Annotated in this window: 14 protein-coding genes and 4 tRNA genes; 9 read left to right on the forward strand and 9 right to left on the reverse strand. The window is 71.3% G+C overall.

Annotation, left to right across the window (positions count from 1 at the left end; all coding sequences use genetic code 11):
• Positions 1 to 4 precede the first annotated feature (4 nt).
• Both thrS and BQ6202_RS06445 read right to left on the reverse strand, forming a co-directional pair.
• A complete protein-coding gene (gene thrS, locus BQ6202_RS06440; RefSeq protein ID WP_083587119.1) occupies positions 5 to 1,930 on the reverse strand; it encodes a threonine--tRNA ligase in 1,926 nt (641 codons plus the stop codon).
• 130 nt (positions 1,931 to 2,060) lie between these two features.
• A complete protein-coding gene (locus BQ6202_RS06445) occupies positions 2,061 to 3,521 on the reverse strand; it encodes a protein adenylyltransferase SelO (protein WP_072313965.1) in 1,461 nt (486 codons plus the stop codon).
• 111 nt (positions 3,522 to 3,632) lie between these two features.
• Between BQ6202_RS06445 and BQ6202_RS06450 the strand changes: the two genes are divergently transcribed.
• Positions 3,633 to 3,875 carry a hypothetical protein gene (locus BQ6202_RS06450; protein ID WP_072313626.1) on the forward strand — a complete coding sequence of 81 codons (243 nt, stop codon included), beginning with the start codon at positions 3,633 to 3,635 and terminating at the stop codon, positions 3,873 to 3,875.
• Positions 3,876 to 3,912: 37 nt separating this feature from the next.
• On the opposite strand, the gene BQ6202_RS06455 is transcribed toward BQ6202_RS06450, so the two are convergent.
• From BQ6202_RS06455 to BQ6202_RS06465, 3 genes are all read right to left on the reverse strand, one after another.
• Positions 3,913 to 3,987 (reverse strand) — tRNA-Val (locus BQ6202_RS06455).
• A 14-nt stretch (positions 3,988 to 4,001) separates the two neighbouring features.
• A tRNA-Cys gene (locus BQ6202_RS06460) sits at positions 4,002 to 4,072 on the reverse strand.
• 37 nt (positions 4,073 to 4,109) lie between these two features.
• A tRNA-Gly gene (locus tag BQ6202_RS06465) sits at positions 4,110 to 4,181 on the reverse strand.
• Positions 4,182 to 4,339: 158 nt separating this feature from the next.
• Between BQ6202_RS06465 and BQ6202_RS06470 the strand changes: the two genes are divergently transcribed.
• Positions 4,340 to 4,415: transfer RNA gene (locus BQ6202_RS06470), tRNA-Val, on the forward strand.
• A gap of 94 nt (positions 4,416 to 4,509) precedes the next feature.
• Here the strand turns inward: BQ6202_RS06470 and BQ6202_RS06475 are convergent.
• Both BQ6202_RS06475 and BQ6202_RS06480 read right to left on the reverse strand, forming a co-directional pair.
• Positions 4,510 to 5,004 (reverse strand): DUF4126 family protein, encoded by a 495-nt coding sequence (locus BQ6202_RS06475; RefSeq protein ID WP_072313627.1) that lies wholly within the window; start codon positions 5,002 to 5,004, stop codon positions 4,510 to 4,512.
• 125 nt (positions 5,005 to 5,129) lie between these two features.
• Positions 5,130 to 6,356, reverse strand: a complete 1,227-nt coding sequence (locus BQ6202_RS06480; RefSeq protein ID WP_072313966.1) for an ammonium transporter — start codon at positions 6,354 to 6,356, stop codon at positions 5,130 to 5,132.
• Between the two features lie 179 nt (positions 6,357 to 6,535).
• Here BQ6202_RS06480 and BQ6202_RS06485 point away from each other — a divergent pair, with 179 nt between their 5' ends.
• Entirely contained in the window at positions 6,536 to 7,744 is a 1,209-nt protein-coding gene (locus BQ6202_RS06485) for a Na+/H+ antiporter NhaA (RefSeq protein ID WP_072313628.1), read from the forward strand.
• A gap of 9 nt (positions 7,745 to 7,753) precedes the next feature.
• Here the strand turns inward: BQ6202_RS06485 and zapE are convergent, their stop codons facing one another.
• A complete protein-coding gene (zapE, locus tag BQ6202_RS06490; protein ID WP_072313629.1) occupies positions 7,754 to 8,755 on the reverse strand; it encodes a cell division protein ZapE in 1,002 nt (333 codons plus the stop codon).
• A 117-nt stretch (positions 8,756 to 8,872) separates the two neighbouring features.
• Between zapE and BQ6202_RS06495 the strand changes: the two genes are divergently transcribed.
• Positions 8,873 to 9,763: a sulfurtransferase gene (locus BQ6202_RS06495; protein ID WP_072313630.1), complete on the forward strand. Its 891-nt coding sequence runs from the start codon at positions 8,873 to 8,875 to the stop codon at positions 9,761 to 9,763.
• Positions 9,760 to 10,188: a SufE family protein gene (locus BQ6202_RS06500; protein ID WP_072313631.1), complete on the forward strand. Its 429-nt coding sequence runs from the start codon at positions 9,760 to 9,762 to the stop codon at positions 10,186 to 10,188. Before BQ6202_RS06495 ends, BQ6202_RS06500 begins: the two co-directional genes overlap by 4 nt.
• Positions 10,189 to 10,371: 183 nt before the next feature.
• On the opposite strand, the gene BQ6202_RS06505 is transcribed toward BQ6202_RS06500, so the two are convergent.
• Positions 10,372 to 11,586 (reverse strand): alpha/beta hydrolase family protein, encoded by a 1,215-nt coding sequence (locus tag BQ6202_RS06505; protein ID WP_143143662.1) that lies wholly within the window; start codon positions 11,584 to 11,586, stop codon positions 10,372 to 10,374.
• Between the two features lie 25 nt (positions 11,587 to 11,611).
• Between BQ6202_RS06505 and BQ6202_RS06510 the strand changes: the two genes are divergently transcribed.
• The 4 genes from BQ6202_RS06510 (at position 11,612) to BQ6202_RS06525 (ending at position 16,898) form a co-directional block, all read left to right on the forward strand.
• On the forward strand, positions 11,612 to 12,208 hold the full coding sequence (locus tag BQ6202_RS06510) for a DUF3000 domain-containing protein (protein ID WP_072313632.1): 597 nt from the start codon (positions 11,612 to 11,614) through the stop codon (positions 12,206 to 12,208).
• A gap of 91 nt (positions 12,209 to 12,299) precedes the next feature.
• Complete coding sequence (locus BQ6202_RS06515) at positions 12,300 to 13,478, forward strand: HRDC domain-containing protein (RefSeq protein ID WP_072313968.1); 1,179 nt, start codon at positions 12,300 to 12,302, stop codon at positions 13,476 to 13,478.
• Between the two features lie 73 nt (positions 13,479 to 13,551).
• Positions 13,552 to 14,760 carry a thiolase family protein gene (locus BQ6202_RS06520; protein ID WP_234946164.1) on the forward strand — a complete coding sequence of 403 codons (1,209 nt, stop codon included), beginning with the start codon at positions 13,552 to 13,554 and terminating at the stop codon, positions 14,758 to 14,760.
• Positions 14,757 to 16,898, forward strand: coding sequence for a 3-hydroxyacyl-CoA dehydrogenase NAD-binding domain-containing protein (locus BQ6202_RS06525; protein WP_072313633.1), 2,142 nt, complete (start codon positions 14,757 to 14,759; stop codon positions 16,896 to 16,898). The genes BQ6202_RS06520 and BQ6202_RS06525 overlap by 4 nt, the downstream gene beginning before the upstream one ends.
• Positions 16,899 to 16,920 lie beyond the last annotated feature (22 nt).

Genomic DNA, 16,920 nt, shown 5'->3' on the forward strand with positions numbered 1-16,920 from the left:
TCGCTCACACGTGCGCCTTCGTCTCGATGGCCTCGAGGATGCGCGCGATGGCCTCGTCGACGGGCACGCCGTTGTCCTGCGTGCCGTCGCGGAACCGGAACGAGACGCTGCCGGCCTCGCTGTCGGTCGCGCCGGCGATGAGCTGGAACGGCACCTTCGCGAGCGTGTGGGTGCGGATCTTCTTCTGCATGCGCTCGTCGGAGCGGTCGACGTCGATGCGCACGCCCTTGGCGCGCAGCTTGGCCGCGATCTCCTCGAGGTAGTCGGCGTAGTCCTCGGCGACGGGCACGGCCACGACCTGCACGGGAGCGAGCCAGACGGGGAAGGCGCCGGCATAGTGCTCGAGCAGGATCGCGAAGAAGCGCTCGATCGAGCCGAAGAGCGCGCGGTGGATCATGATGGGCCGCTGCTTCGAGCCGTCGGCGGCGGTGTACTCGAGGTCGAAGCGCTCCGGCAGGTTGAAGTCGAGCTGCACGGTCGAGAGCTGCCAGGAGCGGCCGATCGCGTCGGTCACCTTGAGGTCGATCTTCGGCCCGTAGAAGGCGGCCTCGCCCGGCTCCTCGACGACCTCGAGGCCGGACGAGCGCGCGACGCGCCGCAGCGCATCCGTCGCCGTCTCCCAGATGGCCTCGTCGCCGATCCACTTCGCCTTCTCGTCGTCGCGCATCGACAGCTCGAGGCGGAAGTCGGTGAGGCCGAAGTCCCCCAGCAGCGACAGCACGAACTCGAGGACCTTCGTGGTCTCCTCCTCGAGCTGCTCGGGCGTGACGAACAGGTGGGCGTCGTCCTGCGTGAAGCCGCGCACGCGAGTGAGGCCGTGCAGCGCGCCGGAGAGCTCGTTCCGGTAGACGGTGCCGTTCTCGGCGAGCCGCAGCGGCAGGTCGCGGTAGCTGCGCGCGCGATCCTTGTAGACGAGGATGTGCATCGGGCAGTTCATGGGCTTGAGGTAGTAGTCCACGCCCTGCTTCGTGACGTTCCCCGCCTCGTCGCGCTCCTCATCCATGTGGATGGGCGGCCAGATGCCCTCGGCGTAGGTCGCGAGGTGCCCGGAGGTGGCGAAGAGGTCCTGCTTCGTGATGTGGGGCGTGTAGACGTAGCTGTAGCCCTGCTCGATGTGGCGCTTGCGAGCGTGCTGCTCCATCTCGCCGCGCGCGATGGCGCCGCGCGGGTGCCAGACGGAGAGGCCGCTGCCGATCTCATCCGGGAACGAGAAGAGGTCGAGCTCGCGGCCCAGCTTGCGGTGGTCGCGCTTCGCGGCCTCCTCGAGGCGCTGCTGGTAGGCGCGCAGCTCGTCCTTCGAGGGCCATGCGGTGCCGTAGATGCGCTGCAGCTGCGGCAGGTCGGTCTTGCCGCGCCAGTAGGCGCCAGCGACGCGGGTGAGCGCGAAGCCGTTGGCGATCAGGCGTGTCGAGGGCAGGTGCGGGCCGCGGCAGAGATCCTTCCACTGCACCTCGCCCGTCTTCGGGTCGACGTTGTCGTAGATCGTCAGCTCGCCGGCGCCCACCTCGACGGATGCGCCCTCCGCAGCCTTGTCGGCGCCGCCCTTGAGGCCGATGAGCTCGAGCTTGTAGGGTTCGTCGGCCAGCTCGGCGCGTGCCTCGTCGTCGGTGACAGCGCGGCGCACGAAGCGCTGGCCGGCCTTCACGATGCGCTGCATCTCCTTCTCGAGCGCCTTCAGGTCGTCGCTCGAGAACGCCTCAGCGACGTCGAAGTCGTAGTAGAAGCCGTCCTGCACCGGCGGACCGATGCCGAGCCGCGCCTCCGGGTTCACCCGCTGCACGGCCTGCGCGAGCACGTGCGCCGCGGAGTGGCGCAGGATGTCGAGGCCGTCGGGGCTGTCGATCGTCACCGGCTCGACGCGCCCCGACTCGACGGTCTGCGTCTCGCTCACCTCGCGTGCGAGATCCTGCAGCTCGCCGTCGACGCGCATGGCGACGATGGCACGGTCGGTGAAGAGATCGAATCCGGTGGTCACTCGACCATCGTAGATCGCGCCGGGTCAGCGTGCCGACGACACCGGCTGGCGGTGGCTCCTGGCCCTGCTCGCGCCGGGACGGGGCTCAGGTGCCGCAGAACGTGCGGTAGGCGCGGAAGCTGCGCTCCGGGCTCGGCGCCGCGTAGCGCTCGAGCCCCGGGCGCTCGTCGAACGGCCGCGTCACGACGTCCACCAGCTGGGCGAAGGGGTCGAGGTCACCATCCGTGGCGGCGGCCAGCGCCTCCTCCACCAGGTGGTTCCGAGGGACGTAGGCGGGGTTCGCCCGGTCCATCGCATCCGCATCAGGCGCCAGCGGCAACCACCCCGCCGCCCAGGCGTCGAAGGCATCGCGGTGCAGGAACAGGTCGCGGGCAGCATCCGGCCGCCCGCGCGCGGCCGAGCCGAGGGCGCGGAAGGCGGAGGTGAGGTCGGTCCGCTCCGACTCCAGCAGCGCGACGAGCGCATCCGCGACCTCGGCGACCGTGGCGTCGTCGACCGCTGCCGACAGGCCGAGCTTCGCGCGCATCCCGGCGACCCAGGCGTCTCGGTATCGCGCCGGGAACGCGTCGAGGGCCTCCATCGCGATGGCGATCCCCTCCTCCTGCTCGTCCGCGAGCAGCGGCAGCAGGGTCTCGGCCAGCCGGGCGAGGTTCCAGTGGGCGATGGCCGGCTGGTTCCCATAGGCATAGCGGCCCTGCGCATCGATCGAGCTGAACACCGTCGCGGGGTCGAAGCCCTCCATGAACGCGCACGGCCCGTAGTCGATCGTCTCGCCCGAGATCGTCATGTTGTCGGTGTTCATGACCCCGTGCACGAAGCCGACGAGCATCCAGCGGGCGACGAGGCCCGCCTGGGCCGCGATCACCGATTCGAGCAGCGCGAGGGGCGGATGCTCGGCGCCCGCGGCATGCGGCGCGTGGCGAGCGATCGCGTGGTCGACGAGGCGGCGCAGCAGCGCCAGGTCCCCGGTCGCCCTGGCGTACTGGAAGCTGCCGACGCGCAGGTGGCTGCCGGCGACGCGCGCCAGCACAGCGCCCGGCAGCAGCTCCTCGCGGCGCACGTCGCGCCCCGTCGCGACCACGGCGAGCGCGCGCGTCGTCGGGATCCCGAGCGCGTGCATCGCCTCGCTGATCACGTACTCCCGCAGCATCGGTCCGACCGCGGCGAGCCCGTCGCCGCCGCGAGACAGCGGCGTGCGGCCCGATCCCTTCAGGTGCAGGTCGAGCAGGCCGCCCTGACCGTCGGACAGCTCGCCCAGCAGCAGCGCGCGCCCGTCGCCCAGGATGGGCGAGTAGCCGCCGAACTGGTGCCCCGCGTAGACCTGGGCGACGGGCGAGGCGCCCTGCGGCACCGCGGTGCCCAGGAGGAGCCCGAGCCCCTCGGGGCTGCGCAGGCTCTCGGGGTCGAGCCCGAGCTCGGTCGCGAGCTGCGCGTTGAGCGCCAGCAGCGACGGCGCCGGCGCGGGCGCCCCCTGCCACGGCACGGCCAGCTCCGGCAGCTCGCGGGCGAAGCGGCTGCCGAGCTCGATCGTCGGTGCGGAAGCCATCACACGGCGAGGCTAGCGCGTGTACCCCACCAAGTGCACGGGTGCCCAGCTCGTGCACAGGCCGCGTCCCCGGGCACGCGTGGCGGACTCCCCCGGGCCTACGCTTCGGAGATGGACCATCCCACGCAGCACTCCGTCTACACCGCCGCCGACATCGCCGAAGTGCTCGCAGAGCTCCACGCCTGCGGTCCGGATCCGCTCGATCTGCGGCGGTGGGCGGCGCGGCGAGAGGTCAGCACCGCACTCGTCCGTGCAGGCAGGGCGCTGAGCTCCGTGCGGCTCCCGGGCAGGACGGCGGGCGGCGGATGGGTCGAGTTCGGCCTGGTCGAGGGAGTCTGGGCGCGCACCCGCTGACGGCACGAGAAAGCCCCCGGCAGGACCGGGGGCTTCGTGGTGGGCGATACTGGGTTCGAACCAGTGACCTCTTCCGTGTCAGGGAAGCGCGCTACCGCTGCGCCAATCGCCCTTGCGGTGTGTTCGAGGTGGAGACGGGATTCGAACCCGCGTAGACGGCTTTGCAGGCCGCTGCCTCACCACTCGGCCACCCCACCAGGTGGTGTGAGATTGACTCTCATGACATTGCTGTCGAGCGGATGACGAGATTCGAACTCGCGACCCTCACCTTGGCAAGGTGATGCGCTACCACTGCGCCACATCCGCGGGGCTCATCGCTGAGCACTCGAATGACTATACCCATGCATGGGGCCGGTGCCAAATCGACCCGCGCCCAGCCCTCACCGCGGCGGATGTGGCACGAGCGGCCCGCGAGATGTGGCAGACTTGTGCGGTCCGCACGGAGCACAGCTCTGACGCGAGACGGGCGATTGGCGCAGTTGGTAGCGCGCTTCCTTCACACGGAAGAGGTCGTGGGTTCGAGTCCCGCATCGCCCACCATCAGGGCCGGCATCGCGAGATGCCGGCCCTGATCCTCTCACTCAGCAGCGCCCGGCGCATCGCGCCGCCCCTCGAGAGCGAGCATCTGCAGTCCTCAGCCGGCCGTCGCCCTGCGGGCGATCGCGATCGCAGCGACGTCCTCGAGCACGGCGATCGCGGCATCCGGTGCGCCTGACGCCTCCGTGACGGCACCGCGAGCCCAGAAGCCACCGAACGCCCCGATGACAGCGCCGACCGCCGCGACGGCGGCACCGCGCCGGGCCGCTCGGCCCTCGCTCGACGCCAGCGCCGCCCCCGCGAGGGCGGCAGCCGCGACGCGCCCCACGAGCGCGGGCGGCGAGAGGCGTGACGGGGTGATCGGCAGCTTGTCACCGACGAGCTCGGCCGCAGCGCCGAGCACCACGAGCGCGCGTCCCCAGCGATGCCGCAGCACGGGCCAACCCCGCCAGTCGGTGTCCTCGCCGCCCGAGGTCGACGAGAGCACGACCACCGCGAGCGGCGTCAGCGAGCGCATCCCGCCCGCTGCGCCGAGGAGCAGGCTCCTGCCGTCCGACGACCTGACGTCCACTGATGCATCTCGATCCCGCATGCCTCCACGATCGCACCCGAAGCCGCCGCTGCCAATGCCCTGCTCCGCATCCGTGCGACGCCGAAGAGGGCCGGCACGCGGCCGACCCTCCCCTCTTGTGCGTCGCCCAGCGACGCGAGCGATGCTCAGGAGCGCTCGAGCTCGTACTCGTAGGCCTCTTCGCCGTGCACGATCTGGTCGATGCCGGCCAGCTCGTCCTCGTCCGTCACGCGGAAGCCGATCGTCTTCTGGATCGCGAAGCCGATCACGTAGGCGACCACGAAGGCGAAGACCATGACGCCCACCGATGCGAGCACCTGCACGATCAGCTGGCCGACGCCGCCGCCCAGGAACAGGCCGGTCTCGGTCGCGAAGAAGCCGAGGTAGACCGTGCCGAGCATGCCGCCGACCAGGTGGATGCCGACGACGTCGAGCGAGTCGTCGAAGCCGAGCTTGAACTTGAGCTCGACGGCGAGGGCGCAGATCGCGCCAGAGAGCGCACCGAGCAGCAGCGCCCAGCCGGGCGTGAGGTTGGCGCATGCGGGGGTGATCGCGACGAGCCCGGCGACGGCGCCGGAGGCGGCGCCGACCGAGGTGGGCTTGCCGTCCTTGAGCTTCTCGATCAGCATCCAGGCGCAGATCGAGGCCGCGGTCGCACCGATGGTGTTGAGCGTGATGAGCCCGGCGTTGCCGAGGCCGTTCAGCCACTCCGCCCCCACGTTGAACCCGAACCATCCGAACCACAGGATGCTCGCGCCGAGGATCACGAACGGCACGTTGTGCGGCTTGTGCGCACCCTTCGTGAAGCCGTGGCGCTTGCCCAGCACGAAGGTGAGCGCGAGCGCAGCGGCGCCGGCGTTGATGTGCACGGCGGTGCCGCCGGCGTAGTCGATCACGTCAGGCAGCCCGAGCATCTCGCCGAGCGAGAAGGCCCAGCCGCCACCCCACACCCACGCGGCGATCGGGAAGTAGCCCAGCGTCGCGAAGACACCGGCGAACAGCATCCAGGCTCCGAACTTCGCGCGGTCCGCGATGGAGCCGGAGATCAGCGCGACGGTGATGATCGCGAAGGTCGAGCCGTAGGCGACGCCGATGAAGTCGGTGTTCGCGCTCTCCCCCGCCGCCATCGTGGCGAGGCCGAAGTCGCTGAAGGGGTTGCCCGAGAAGGCCATCGGCGACTCGACGGCCGCCATGTTGTAGCCGTAGAGGATCCAGAGCGTGCCCACGAGGCCGATGGCCCCGAACGACATCATCATCATGCTGATCACGCTCTTCGAGCGCACGAGGCCGCCGTAGAAGAACGCGAGGCCTGGCGTCATGAACAGCACGAGGGCTGTCGCGACGACGCCGAAGGCCATGCTGCCTGCATCGATTTCGGGCATGGGGGGTGCTCCTTGGGGGTGTGGACCTGCGGGGATACGCCGAGCATCCTCCGTGCGGGTTTCGCCGCCAGTGCCGCCTTCGTTTCCAGGTCGTTACGGATGCGGCAGTCGTGTTTCGCGCGTGTTGCCCGCGGTGCGAGCGGCAGCGATCCCGGTGGGAGGATGGCGGCATGAAGCTGTCGTGGATCCGGAACCCGCAAGTCTCGGCGATGCTGCTGCTCGGCGCCGCCATCGTCGGTCTCGTGATCGCGAACACCGGGCTCGGACCCGCGCTCGACGACCTCAAGCACGCGCACCTGCCCTTCACGATCTTCGGCCTCGACCTCTCTGCCGCGCATTGGGTGACCGACGGGCTGCTCGTCGTCTTCTTCTTCGTCGTCGCTGTGGAGCTGCGCTACGAGTTCACCCAGGGCGACCTCAACTCGGTCTCGAAGGCGGCGGTGCCGACCATCGCCGCGCTCGGCGGGGTCGCGCTCCCAGCCATCATCTACTTCAACGTCGCGGGGGCGGACGGCGCGCAGGGCTGGCCCATCCCGACGGCCACCGACATCGCCTTCGCGCTCGGTGTGCTGGCCCTGTTCGGCCGCCGACTGCCCTCCAGCGTGCGAGCGCTGCTGCTGGCGCTGGCCGTCATCGACGACCTGATCGGCATCTTCTTCATCGCGGTGTTCTTCACCGAGTCGGTCTCGCTGCCCCACCTCGGCCTCGCCGCGGTCGGCATCGCGGCGTTCTGGATGCTCGGGCGCATCTACCGCGGCAAGCGCGGCAGCTGGCCGCTGCGCATCGCGCTCGTGGTGATCGCTGCCGTCACCTGGTGGCTCGTGGCCTCGAGCGGCATCCACGCCACCATCGCGGGCGTGCTGCTCGGGCTCGTGCTCGCACCCGCACCGGCGGAGTCGGCGCGCGAGAAGCTCGAGCCGTTCACGAACGGCATCGTGCTGCCGCTGTTCGCCTTCACGAGCGCCTCTGTCGCGATCCCGCAGGTCGGCATCGGCGAGCTGAGCCCGGTCTTCTGGGCGATCGTCATCGCGCTCCCCGTCGGCAAGCTCTTCGGCGTGACGATCGCCGGCCTGATCGGCCAGGCGGCCCTGCGGGTGCCGAAGGCGGAGCGCGTGCGACTGCCGGAGCTCATCGGCATCAGCCTGCTGGCCGGCATCGGGTTCACGGTGTCGCTGCTCATGAACGAGCTCGCCCACCGGACGGCGGAGGAGCTGATCGTCGAGGGCACGCTGGGCGTGCTGACCGGCTCGCTCATCGCCGCAGTCATCGGCGCCGTCTACATCGCGGTGCTCAGCCGCCGCTACCCGCCGGTCGAGACGGCGGCGATCCAGGCGCAGAACGCGGCCGAGTACCTGCGTCGCACCGACGCGGAGGGCTGAGCCCGCCTGCTACTCGTTCGCGAGCGCGACGAGGCGTGAGATCGCCCGCAGGTACTTCTTGCGGTATCCGCCGCCGAGCATGTCCTCGCTGAAGACCTCCGACAAGGTGGTGCCGCTCGACCTGATCGTCACCTGCGCGTCGTACAGGCGGTCGACGAGCGCGACGAAGCGCAGCGCGTCGTTCTGGTCGGTGAGCGTCCGCACCCCGCGCAGGCCGAGCGCATCCACGCCCCGCACGACTCCGACGTAGCGCGAGGGGTGCACGTGCGAGAGGTGCGAGACGAGCGCGTCGAAGTCGTCGAGCGCGACGGTGCCACCGATCGCGTCGAGGGCGGCCTCCAGCTCATCCGGCTCGACCGTGGGCGCGCTGCCGGTGATGTCGCGCTGGCGGTAGTCGTCGCCGTCGATGCGCATGATCTGGAAGCGGTCGGCGATCGCCTGGATCTCGCGCAGGAAGTCGGCAGCGGCGAAGCGGCCCTCTCCGAGCGCGTTCGGCGGGGTGTTGCTCGTCGCCGCGAGCTTCGTGCCGCCGGCGGCGAGCTCGCCCAGCAGTCGGGTCATCACCATCGTGTCGCCCGGGTCGTCGAGCTCGAACTCGTCGATGCAGATGATGCGGGAGCTCTGCAGCTGCCGCACCGTCTCGGCATAGCCGAGCGCTCCGACGAGCGCCGTGTACTCGATGAAGGTGCCGAACCGCTTCGGCCCCGGCATCGCCTTCCAGAGCGAGGCGAGCAGGTGCGTCTTGCCGACGCCGAAGCCGCCGTCCAGGTAGATGCCGGGCTTCACCTCCGGCGCCTTCTTCTTGAACAGGCCGCCGCGCTTCGGGGCCGTCCACGCCTCGACCAGCTCCTGCATGCGCTCGAGCGCCTCGGCCTGCGACGGATGCGCGGGGTCGGGGCGATAGGACTCGAACGTCGCGCCGTCGAACTGCGGCGGCGGCACCAGGCTCGCCACGATCTGCTCTGCGCTCACCTCGGGGCTGCGCTCGACGAGCGAGATCGGTGCTGGCATGCGGACTCCTTGGCTGCGCGATCGGATCGCGCGGAAGATTCGATGGGAGGATGGCGTTTGCCCCGATGAGCCTACTTGAGGCGTCATCCACCACACCGCCGCGCAGAAGGAGGAACCGTGCCCGATTCCGAGTCCCGGATCAGCGAGTACGCCGCACCCGATCGCGTCGTCACGACCGAGTGGGTGGCCGCGCACCTCGACGACCCCGACGTCGTGATCGTGGAGTCCGACGAGGACGTCCTGCTCTACGAGGTCGGGCACATCCCCGGCGCCGTCAAGATCGACTGGCACACCGACCTGAACGATCCGGTGCAGCGCGACTACCTCTCGCCGGAGGCGTTCGCGGCGCTGCTCGGCTCGAAGGGCATCGGTCGCGACACGACCGTCGTGTTCTACGGCGACAAGGCGAACTGGTGGGCGACGTACGCGCTGTGGGTGTTCGCGCTGTACGGCCACGAGCGCACGCGCATCATGGATGGCGGTCGTGACCTCTGGATCGCGGAGGGCAGGGAGCTGACGCGCCAGGCGTCGACGCGCGCCGCCGTCGACTATCCGCTCGTCGAGCGCGACGACGCGACGGTCCGGGCGTTCCGCGACGACGTCCTTGCGCACCTGGGCCAGCCGCTCGTCGACGTGCGCAGCCCCGAGGAGTACTCGGGCGAGCGCACCACCGCACCCGCGTACCCGGAGGAGGGCGCTCTGCGGGCCGGCCACATCCCGACCGCCGCGAGCGTGCCCTGGGGCAGGGCTGCGAACGAGGACGGCACCTTCCGGTCTCGCGCCGAGCTCGAGGCCATCTACCTCGACGGCGCCGGGCTGCGCGGAGCGGACGACGTGATCGCCTACTGCCGCATCGGCGAGCGCTCGAGCCACACGTGGTTCGTGCTCACGCACCTGCTGGGGCTGCCGAAGGTGCGCAACTACGACGGCTCGTGGACGGAGTGGGGCTCGCTCGTCGGCGTGCCGATCGCGGTCGGCGCTGAGCCGGGAGAGGCGCGCGCCCGATGACGCTGACCCCCGCGCTGCAGCAGACGGTCGCAGACTTCCACGCGATGGCGGAGCAGGACCGCCTGCAGCTGCTGCTCGAGTTCTCGGACGAGCTGCCGCAGCTGCCGCAGCGCTTCGCTGACCACCCCGACCTGCTCGAGCGGGTGGCGGAGTGCCAGTCCCCCGTGTTCCTCTTCGTCGAGGTCGAGGGCGGCGTGGTGCACGTGCACGCGACCGCGCCGGAGGAGGCGCCGACGACGCGCGGCTTCGCCTCGATCCTCGCGCACGGACTGGAAGGCGTCAGCCTCGAGGCAGCGCTCGAGGTGCCGAGCGACTTCCCGCGCGAGCTCGGCCTCGACCGGGTGGTCTCGCCGCTGCGCCTGCGCGGCATGGTCGGCATGCTGGGCCGCATCCAGCGCCAGCTGCGCGCCCACGTCGCCGTCTGACGCCCCGCTGGCTCAGGAGCGCGCGGCCGCAGGCCGCACGAGTCGCCCCGCTGGCTGAGGAGCGCGCGGCCGCAGGCCGCACGAGCCGCCCCGCTGGCTGAGGAGCGCGCGGCCGCAGGCCGCACGAGCCGCCCCGCTGGCTGAGGAGCGCGCGGCCGCAGGCCGCACGCGTCTCGAAGCCCGTCAGCCGAACGCGCCGATCCCCCGCGCATCGAGCCAGTCGCCCACCTCGGTCTCGTAGCGCGCCCGGTCGAGGTTCCAGAGCTTCGTGTGCCGGGCCTGCCGCCACTCGTGGTACTCGACGAGATCCGGCCGGGCTGCCGCGAGCTGCCGCGAGGCATCCGGCGGCACGTAGCCGTCGTCTGCCGAGTGGAGCAGCAGGATCGGCTGCGAGAGCGCGTCTGCGTGCAGCACGTTGTCGAGCTCGTCGAAGTCGAGGCTGCGGCTGCCGCTCAGCACGGCCGCGGGCGACTCGAGCAGCCCCACCGCGGTGTCGACGAGCCAGGCGGGCATCTTGACCAGCGCGACCTGCAGCAGCAGGGTCGGCCGCCAGCCCACCACGGGAGAGTCGAGCACGACAGCCGCGATGCGGCGGCGATGGCGCGAGCGCCGGGCCACCTGCAGCGCGATCTGCCCGCCCATGGACCAGCCGTGCAGCACGATGCGCTGCGCACCGCGCGCGACGATGCCGATCGCGTCGTCGATGTCGCGCCACTCGTCGAGGCCGAGCCGATACTTGTTGCGCCTGCTCGGCGGCGCCTCGGTGTCGTTGCGATACGAGGCGGCGAGCACGGGGATGCCGCGCCGCAGATAGATGGGCGCAGCACGCAGCGTCTCGTGGCGGGTCACGCCGCGACCGTGCACCTGCACGCACCAGGTCGTGGCCTCCTGGTCGCCCATGATCCAGGCCGGGGCGGGACCGAGCTCCGTGCCGACGTCCACGGTCTCCACCTCATCCGTCACCTGCTCGGGCTCGAACAGCGCATAGCCCGACCACCGCGCGGTCGCGACGCCCTCGAGCAGCGACCGCGAGCGCTCGTCGATCGAGCGCTCGACGCCCTCCGCGTCCTTCGAGACGACGGCGCCGAGCGCTGCGATCCGCTGCCCCACCCACAGCGCATAGGTGCCGGGCAGCACGGTGTCGGGCGTCAGCCCGAGGCGCACGGTGCGCTCGCCGAGGCCGAGGATGCGGATGTCGTCGAGCTGTGCGCGCGGCGGCGTCACCAGCATCGATGCGAGCACCGCCGACATGCCGGTGACAGCGAGCGCGGCGCCGGCCGCGACGACGCCGCCGGCGATCAGTGCCGGCCGCGTCAGCGTCGGCCGCGCACGCCTCGGATCGGGTGCTGACCGTGCTCCGCGCCGCTCTGCCGCGGCGGCGCGCCTCGCTCCCTGCATCACGCTGGAATCGTAGTCTTTCCAGGTGGACACGAGCAGTGCAGCACCCGCCCCCGAGCCGGAGGCGTTCCGCGCTGCCGTCGAGCAGCTGCGCCGCGCAGAGCTGCGCAGCGAGCTCTCGGTCCGAGAGATCCCTGCGCCCGGGCGCATCGCCCCGCACTCGTTCGCGATCGCCGCAGACGTGGGCGTGCCCGCGCACGGCCGCGACTCCGACATCGGCACCGGCCGCTTCATCCTGATGCACGACCCCGAGGAGCCGGAGGCGTGGGGCGGCGACTTCCGGGTGGTCAGCTTCACGCAGGCGACGCAGGATCGCGAGATCGCGGCTGACGAGTTCCTCGCCGAGGTCACCTGGACCTACCTGATCGAGGCGCTCGACCAGCGCGGCGCCGAGTACCACTCCGAGTCGGGCACCGCGACGAAGATCCTCTCGAGCGGCTTCGGCGAGCTCGCGGCCCAGGGCGACGGCGCGCAGATCGAGCTGCGCGCCTCCTGGTCGCCGACGGGCCACGACTTCGGCGCCCACCTCACCGCCTGGACCGACATGCTCTGCGCGATCGCCGGCCTCTCGGTGCAGCCTGGTGCGACCGGCCTCGACGCCCATCGGCGCACTCGTGGCTGACCCGGCCGCTGCGACCCACGACGCCGGGGCGCAGGCGCCCGCCGACGTCGAGCCCGAGCTGCCCCTCGCCCAGGCGCAGGGGCCGCTCGACGTGATCGTCGATGCCGACGAGCTGGCGCGAGCTGCCGAGCGCCTCGCCGACGGCAGCGGCCCGGTCGCGGTCGATGCCGAGCGCGCCAACGGCTTCCGCTACTCGGCACGCGCCTACCTCGTGCAGCTGCATCGCCGCGGGGCGGGCACGGTGCTCGTCGACCCCACCGCCTTCGACGACCTGTCGGTGCTGCAGGAGGCGATCGGCGGCGAGGAGTGGATCATCCACGCCGCGAGCCAGGACCTGCCGTGCCTGCGCGAGGTCGGCCTCGAGCCCGCGCGCCTGTTCGACACCGAGCTCGGGGCGCGCCTCGCGGGCTTCGAGCGCGTCGGCCTCGCCGCCGTCACCGAGCGGCTCGTGGGCCTGCGCCTCCGCAAGGAGCACGGTGCGAGCGACTGGTCGACCAGGCCCATCCCCGAGTCCTGGCTCGAGTACGCCGCCCTCGACGTCGAGGTGCTTCCGGATGCGCGTGACGCGCTGGCGGCGGAGCTCCGGGAGCAGGGCAAGCAGGAGCTCGCCGAGCAGGAGTTCGCCTACGCGCTCGAGCGCCTCCCGAAGCCACCGGCCGAGGAGCCGTGGCGTCGGCTCTCCGGTGTCCACACCATCCGCGACCGCCGCCAGCTCGCCGTCGCTCGCGAGCTGTGGCTCGCCCGCGACGAGCTCGCGAGCTCGACCGACACGGCGCCCGGCCGCTTGGTGCCCGACCGCTCGCTGCTGGCGGCCGCGACCGCCGATCTGCAGTCGAAGAGCCGCCTCGCCGCGCGGCGCGACTTCTCCGGCAGGGCGAGCCGCAGCGAGCTCGACCGCTGGTGGTCGGCGATCGAGCGCGGCCGCTCGACCGAGGATCTGCCGCAGCTCCGCGTCCGCTCCGACGAGCCGCCGCCCCCGCGCTTCTGGAAGGGGCGGCGCCCGAGCGCCGACGCGCGCCTCAAGGCTGCGCGCGCCGTCGTGCAGCAGGTAGCCGCCGAGCTCTCGATGCCGGCCGAGAACCTCCTCATGCCCGACACGCTGCGGCGGGTCGCGTGGGAGCCCACCGAGCCGACTGCGGATGCGGTGGCGAGCGTGCTGCGGGAGCGCGACGCACGCGAGTGGCAGGTTGCCGCGACTGCACAGAGGATCGCTGCCGCATTTGTAGAGGCAGACCAAGCCCCGGCGGAGCCCTCGGACCCCGACTCGTAGGAAGCGGCAAGCGCCGAGCGGCCGGTGGCGGGCGCTTCCTACACTGGTGCCGCAATCACCCCTATCAGGAGGCATCGTGGCCAACGACGACGTCGTGTTCGTGGACGGCGTCCGCACCCCATTCGGGCGAGCGGGCGAGAAGGGCATGTACTGGAGCACCCGTGCTGATGACCTCGCGGTCAAGGCACTGACCGGTCTGCTGGAGCGGAACCCGAGCCTGCCGCTCGACCGCATCGACGAGGTGGCCATCGCCGCCACGACGCAGACGGGTGACCAGGGCCTCACCCTCGGGCGCACGGTCGGCATGCTCGCCGGCCTGCCGGTGACGGTGCCGGGCTACGCCATCGACCGCATGTGCGCCGGTGCGATGACCGCGGTCACCGCAGTGGGAGGCGGCATCGCCTTCGGCGCCTACGACGTCGCGATCGCCGGCGGTGTCGAGCACATGGGCCGGCACCCGATGGGCCTCGACGCCGACCCGAACCCGCGGTTCGTCGCCGAGAAGCTCGTCTCGATGGATGCCCTGAACATGGGCAAGACCGCCGAGCGCATCCACGACCGCTTCCCGCACCTGACCAAGGAGCGAGCCGACCGCTACGCGATGCGCTCGCAGCAGAAGTACGCCGCTGCGCTCGCCGCTGGCCACATCGATGCCGACCTCATCCCCGTCGCGACGCAGTCCGAGTCGGGCTGGGGCCTCGCGACCGCCGACGAGGCACCGCGCCCGGCGACGACCATGGAGGGCCTCGCGGGTCTGAAGACCCCGTTCCGCGACCACGGCCGCGTCACTGCCGGCAACGCATCCGGCCTCAACGACGGCGCGACGATGTCGATCGTCGCCTCGTCGTCGGCCGCCAAGGAGCTCGGCCTCTCGACGAAGATGCGGATGGTGTCGTTCGCGTTCGCGGGCGTCGACCCCGACATCATGGGCATCGGCCCCGTGCCCTCGACGGAGAAGGCGCTGCGCAAGGCCGGCCTGTCGATCGAGGACATCGGCCTGTTCGAGCTGAACGAGGCGTTCGCCGTGCAAATCCTGTCGTTCACCGACCACTTCGGCCTCGACGACGACGACTCGCGCATCAACCCCTACGGTGGCGCGATCGCCATCGGCCATCCGCTCGCCTCCTCGGGCGTGCGCCTGATGCTGCAGCTGGCCCGCCAGTTCGAGCAGCGCCCGGATGTGCGCTACGGCGTCACCGCGATGTGCGTCGGGCTGGGCCAGGGCGGCACCGTGATCTGGGAGAACCCGCACCACAAGCGCTTTGGGAAGGGCAACCGATGAGCCTCCGCGACGAGTTCCCGCTGCTCGCAGCAGCCGAGTTCGACGAGGTCGTGACGCACAGCCTCGTGCGCGACGTGCGGCTGGCCTCCGGCCGGACGATCGCCCTCGTCACGCTCGACAACGGCCGCGACCACACGCGTCCGACGACGCTCGGTCCGGCCACCCTGTTCGAGTACGGCGACGTGCTCGAGGCGCAGCGCTCGCGCGCCTCGAAGGGCGAGATCGATGCGATCGCCGTGACGGGCAAGCCCTACTTCCTCGCAGCCGGCGCCGATCTGTCGAACGTGACGGCGCTGCCCGATCGCGCGACCGCAGCCGAGCTGCCGAAGCTCGGCCACCGGGCGCTCGGCCTCCTCCACCAGGCGCCGGTGCCGACATTCGTGTTCATCAACGGCCTCGCGCTCGGCGGCGGCCTCGAGATCGCGCTCAACGCCGACTACCGCACGATCAGCTCGGCTGCCCCCGCCGTCGCGCTGCCGGAGACCTTCCTGGGCCTCGTGCCCGGCTGGGGTGGGGCCACGATCCTGCCGAACCTCATCGGCATCGAGCGAGCGCTCAAGGTCGTGATCGAGAACCCGCTCAAGCAGAACCGCGTGCTCAAGCCGCAGGAGGCCTTCGAGCTCGGCATCGCTGACGCGATCTTCGGCCCGGCGAACTACCTCGAGGCCTCGCTGCGGTGGGCAGACGAGGTGCTGGGCGGCAAGAAGGTCGAGCGCAAGCACGCGCCCGGCACGCTCGAGCGCACCGTCAAGTGGCCGATCGCGCTGAAGATCGCGCGGGAGGCGCTCGAGAAGAAGCTCGGCACCGTGCCGCTCGCGCCCTACCGCGCGCTCGACATCATGGAGCTCGCGCGCAAGAACGACCGCCAGGCAGGCTTCGCCGCCGAGGACGCGGCGCTCGCAGAGCTGATCCCGGGCGACCAGTTCGTCGCGTCGATCTACGCCTTCGACCTGGTGCAGAAGCGGGCCAAGCGCCCCGCGGGCGCACCGGACAAGGCGCTCGCGAAGCCCGTCTCCAAGGTCGGCATCATCGGTGCCGGGCTGATGGCGAGCCAGTTCGCGCTGCTCTTCGTGCGCCGGCTGCAGGTGCCGGTGCTCATCACCGACCTCGATCAGGGGCGCGTCGACGCGGCGGTCGCCGGCATCCACGGCGAGATCGACAAGCTCGCCGACAAGGGCCGCATCTCGACCGACGAGCAGCACCGCCTGCGCGCGCTCATCACCGGCACGGTCGACAAGGCCGACTTCGCCGACTGCGACTGGGTGATCGAGGCGGTCTTCGAGGAGCTGGGCGTGAAGCAGCAGGTCTTCCGCGAGGTCGAGCCGCACCTGCGGCCCGAGGCTGTGCTGGCGACCAACACCTCCGGGCTGTCGATCGAGGCCATGGCCTCGGCGCTGACGCACCCGGAGCGGCTCGTCGGCTTCCACTTCTTCAACCCCGTCGCGGTCATGCCGCTCATCGAGGTCGTCAAGACCCCGTCGACCGACGACGCGACGCTCGCGACCGCCATGCGCGTCGCGAAGGACCTGAAGAAGACGGCCGTCATCACGCGCGACACACCCGGCTTCGTCGTCAACCGCATCCTCGCCAAGCTGCTCGGCGAGGCCATGCACGCCGTCGAGCAGGGCGCGAGCTTCGAGGATGTCGTCGAGGCGCAGCGCGCGTTCGGCTTCCCGATGGATCCGTTCGTGCTGCTCGACCTCGTCGGGCTCAAGGTCGGCGCGCACGTGCTCGACACCCACCACGCGGCATTCCCGGAGCGCTTCTTCGAGTCGAAGGCGCTCCACGAGCTCGCCGAGCAGGGCATCCTGCTCGACAAGGATGCGAAGGGCGAGGTCAAGGGCATCGACAAGCGCGCCCGCAAGATCGTCGCGAAGCACACGCCCGCCGCCGCGGTGCGACTGTCGGCCGACGAGCTGCGCCTGCGCATCGAGGACGGCCTGGCCGACGAGATCAAGCGGATGCTCGACGACGGCGTGGTCGAGGCGGCTGAGGACATCGACCTCTGCATGATCCTCGGTGCCGGCTGGCCGTTCCAGATGGGCGGCATCACGCCCTACCTCGACCGCTCTGGCGCATCGCAGCGCGCGTTCGGCGGCACCTTCCACGAGCCGCAGATCGCCGGCCCGAAGGCCTGAGCCGCTTCGGCGCGCGCCAGCG

Origin of the sequence: Agrococcus sp. Marseille-P2731 (assembly GCF_900117395.1) — a bacterium.
Lineage (GTDB): Bacteria > Actinomycetota > Actinomycetes > Actinomycetales > Microbacteriaceae > Agrococcus.

Excerpts from the sequence above, each read along its gene's own strand:
- BQ6202_RS06475 (WP_072313627.1), bottom strand. The coding sequence starts at position 5,004 with ATGCGGGATCGAGATGCATCAGTGGACGTCAGGTCGTCGGACGGCAGG.
- BQ6202_RS06500 (WP_072313631.1), top strand. The coding sequence starts at position 9,760 with ATGACGCTGACCCCCGCGCTGCAGCAGACGGTCGCAGACTTCCACGCG.
- BQ6202_RS06505 (WP_143143662.1), bottom strand. The coding sequence starts at position 11,586 with ATGCAGGGAGCGAGGCGCGCCGCCGCGGCAGAGCGGCGCGGAGCACGG.
- BQ6202_RS06485 (WP_072313628.1), top strand. The coding sequence starts at position 6,536 with ATGAAGCTGTCGTGGATCCGGAACCCGCAAGTCTCGGCGATGCTGCTG.
- BQ6202_RS06450 (WP_072313626.1), top strand. The coding sequence starts at position 3,633 with ATGGACCATCCCACGCAGCACTCCGTCTACACCGCCGCCGACATCGCC.
- thrS (WP_083587119.1), bottom strand. The coding sequence starts at position 1,930 with ATGCGCGTCGACGGCGAGCTGCAGGATCTCGCACGCGAGGTGAGCGAG.
- zapE (WP_072313629.1), bottom strand. The coding sequence starts at position 8,755 with ATGCCAGCACCGATCTCGCTCGTCGAGCGCAGCCCCGAGGTGAGCGCA.
- BQ6202_RS06445 (WP_072313965.1), bottom strand. The coding sequence starts at position 3,521 with ATGGCTTCCGCACCGACGATCGAGCTCGGCAGCCGCTTCGCCCGCGAG.
- BQ6202_RS06525 (WP_072313633.1), top strand. The coding sequence starts at position 14,757 with ATGAGCCTCCGCGACGAGTTCCCGCTGCTCGCAGCAGCCGAGTTCGAC.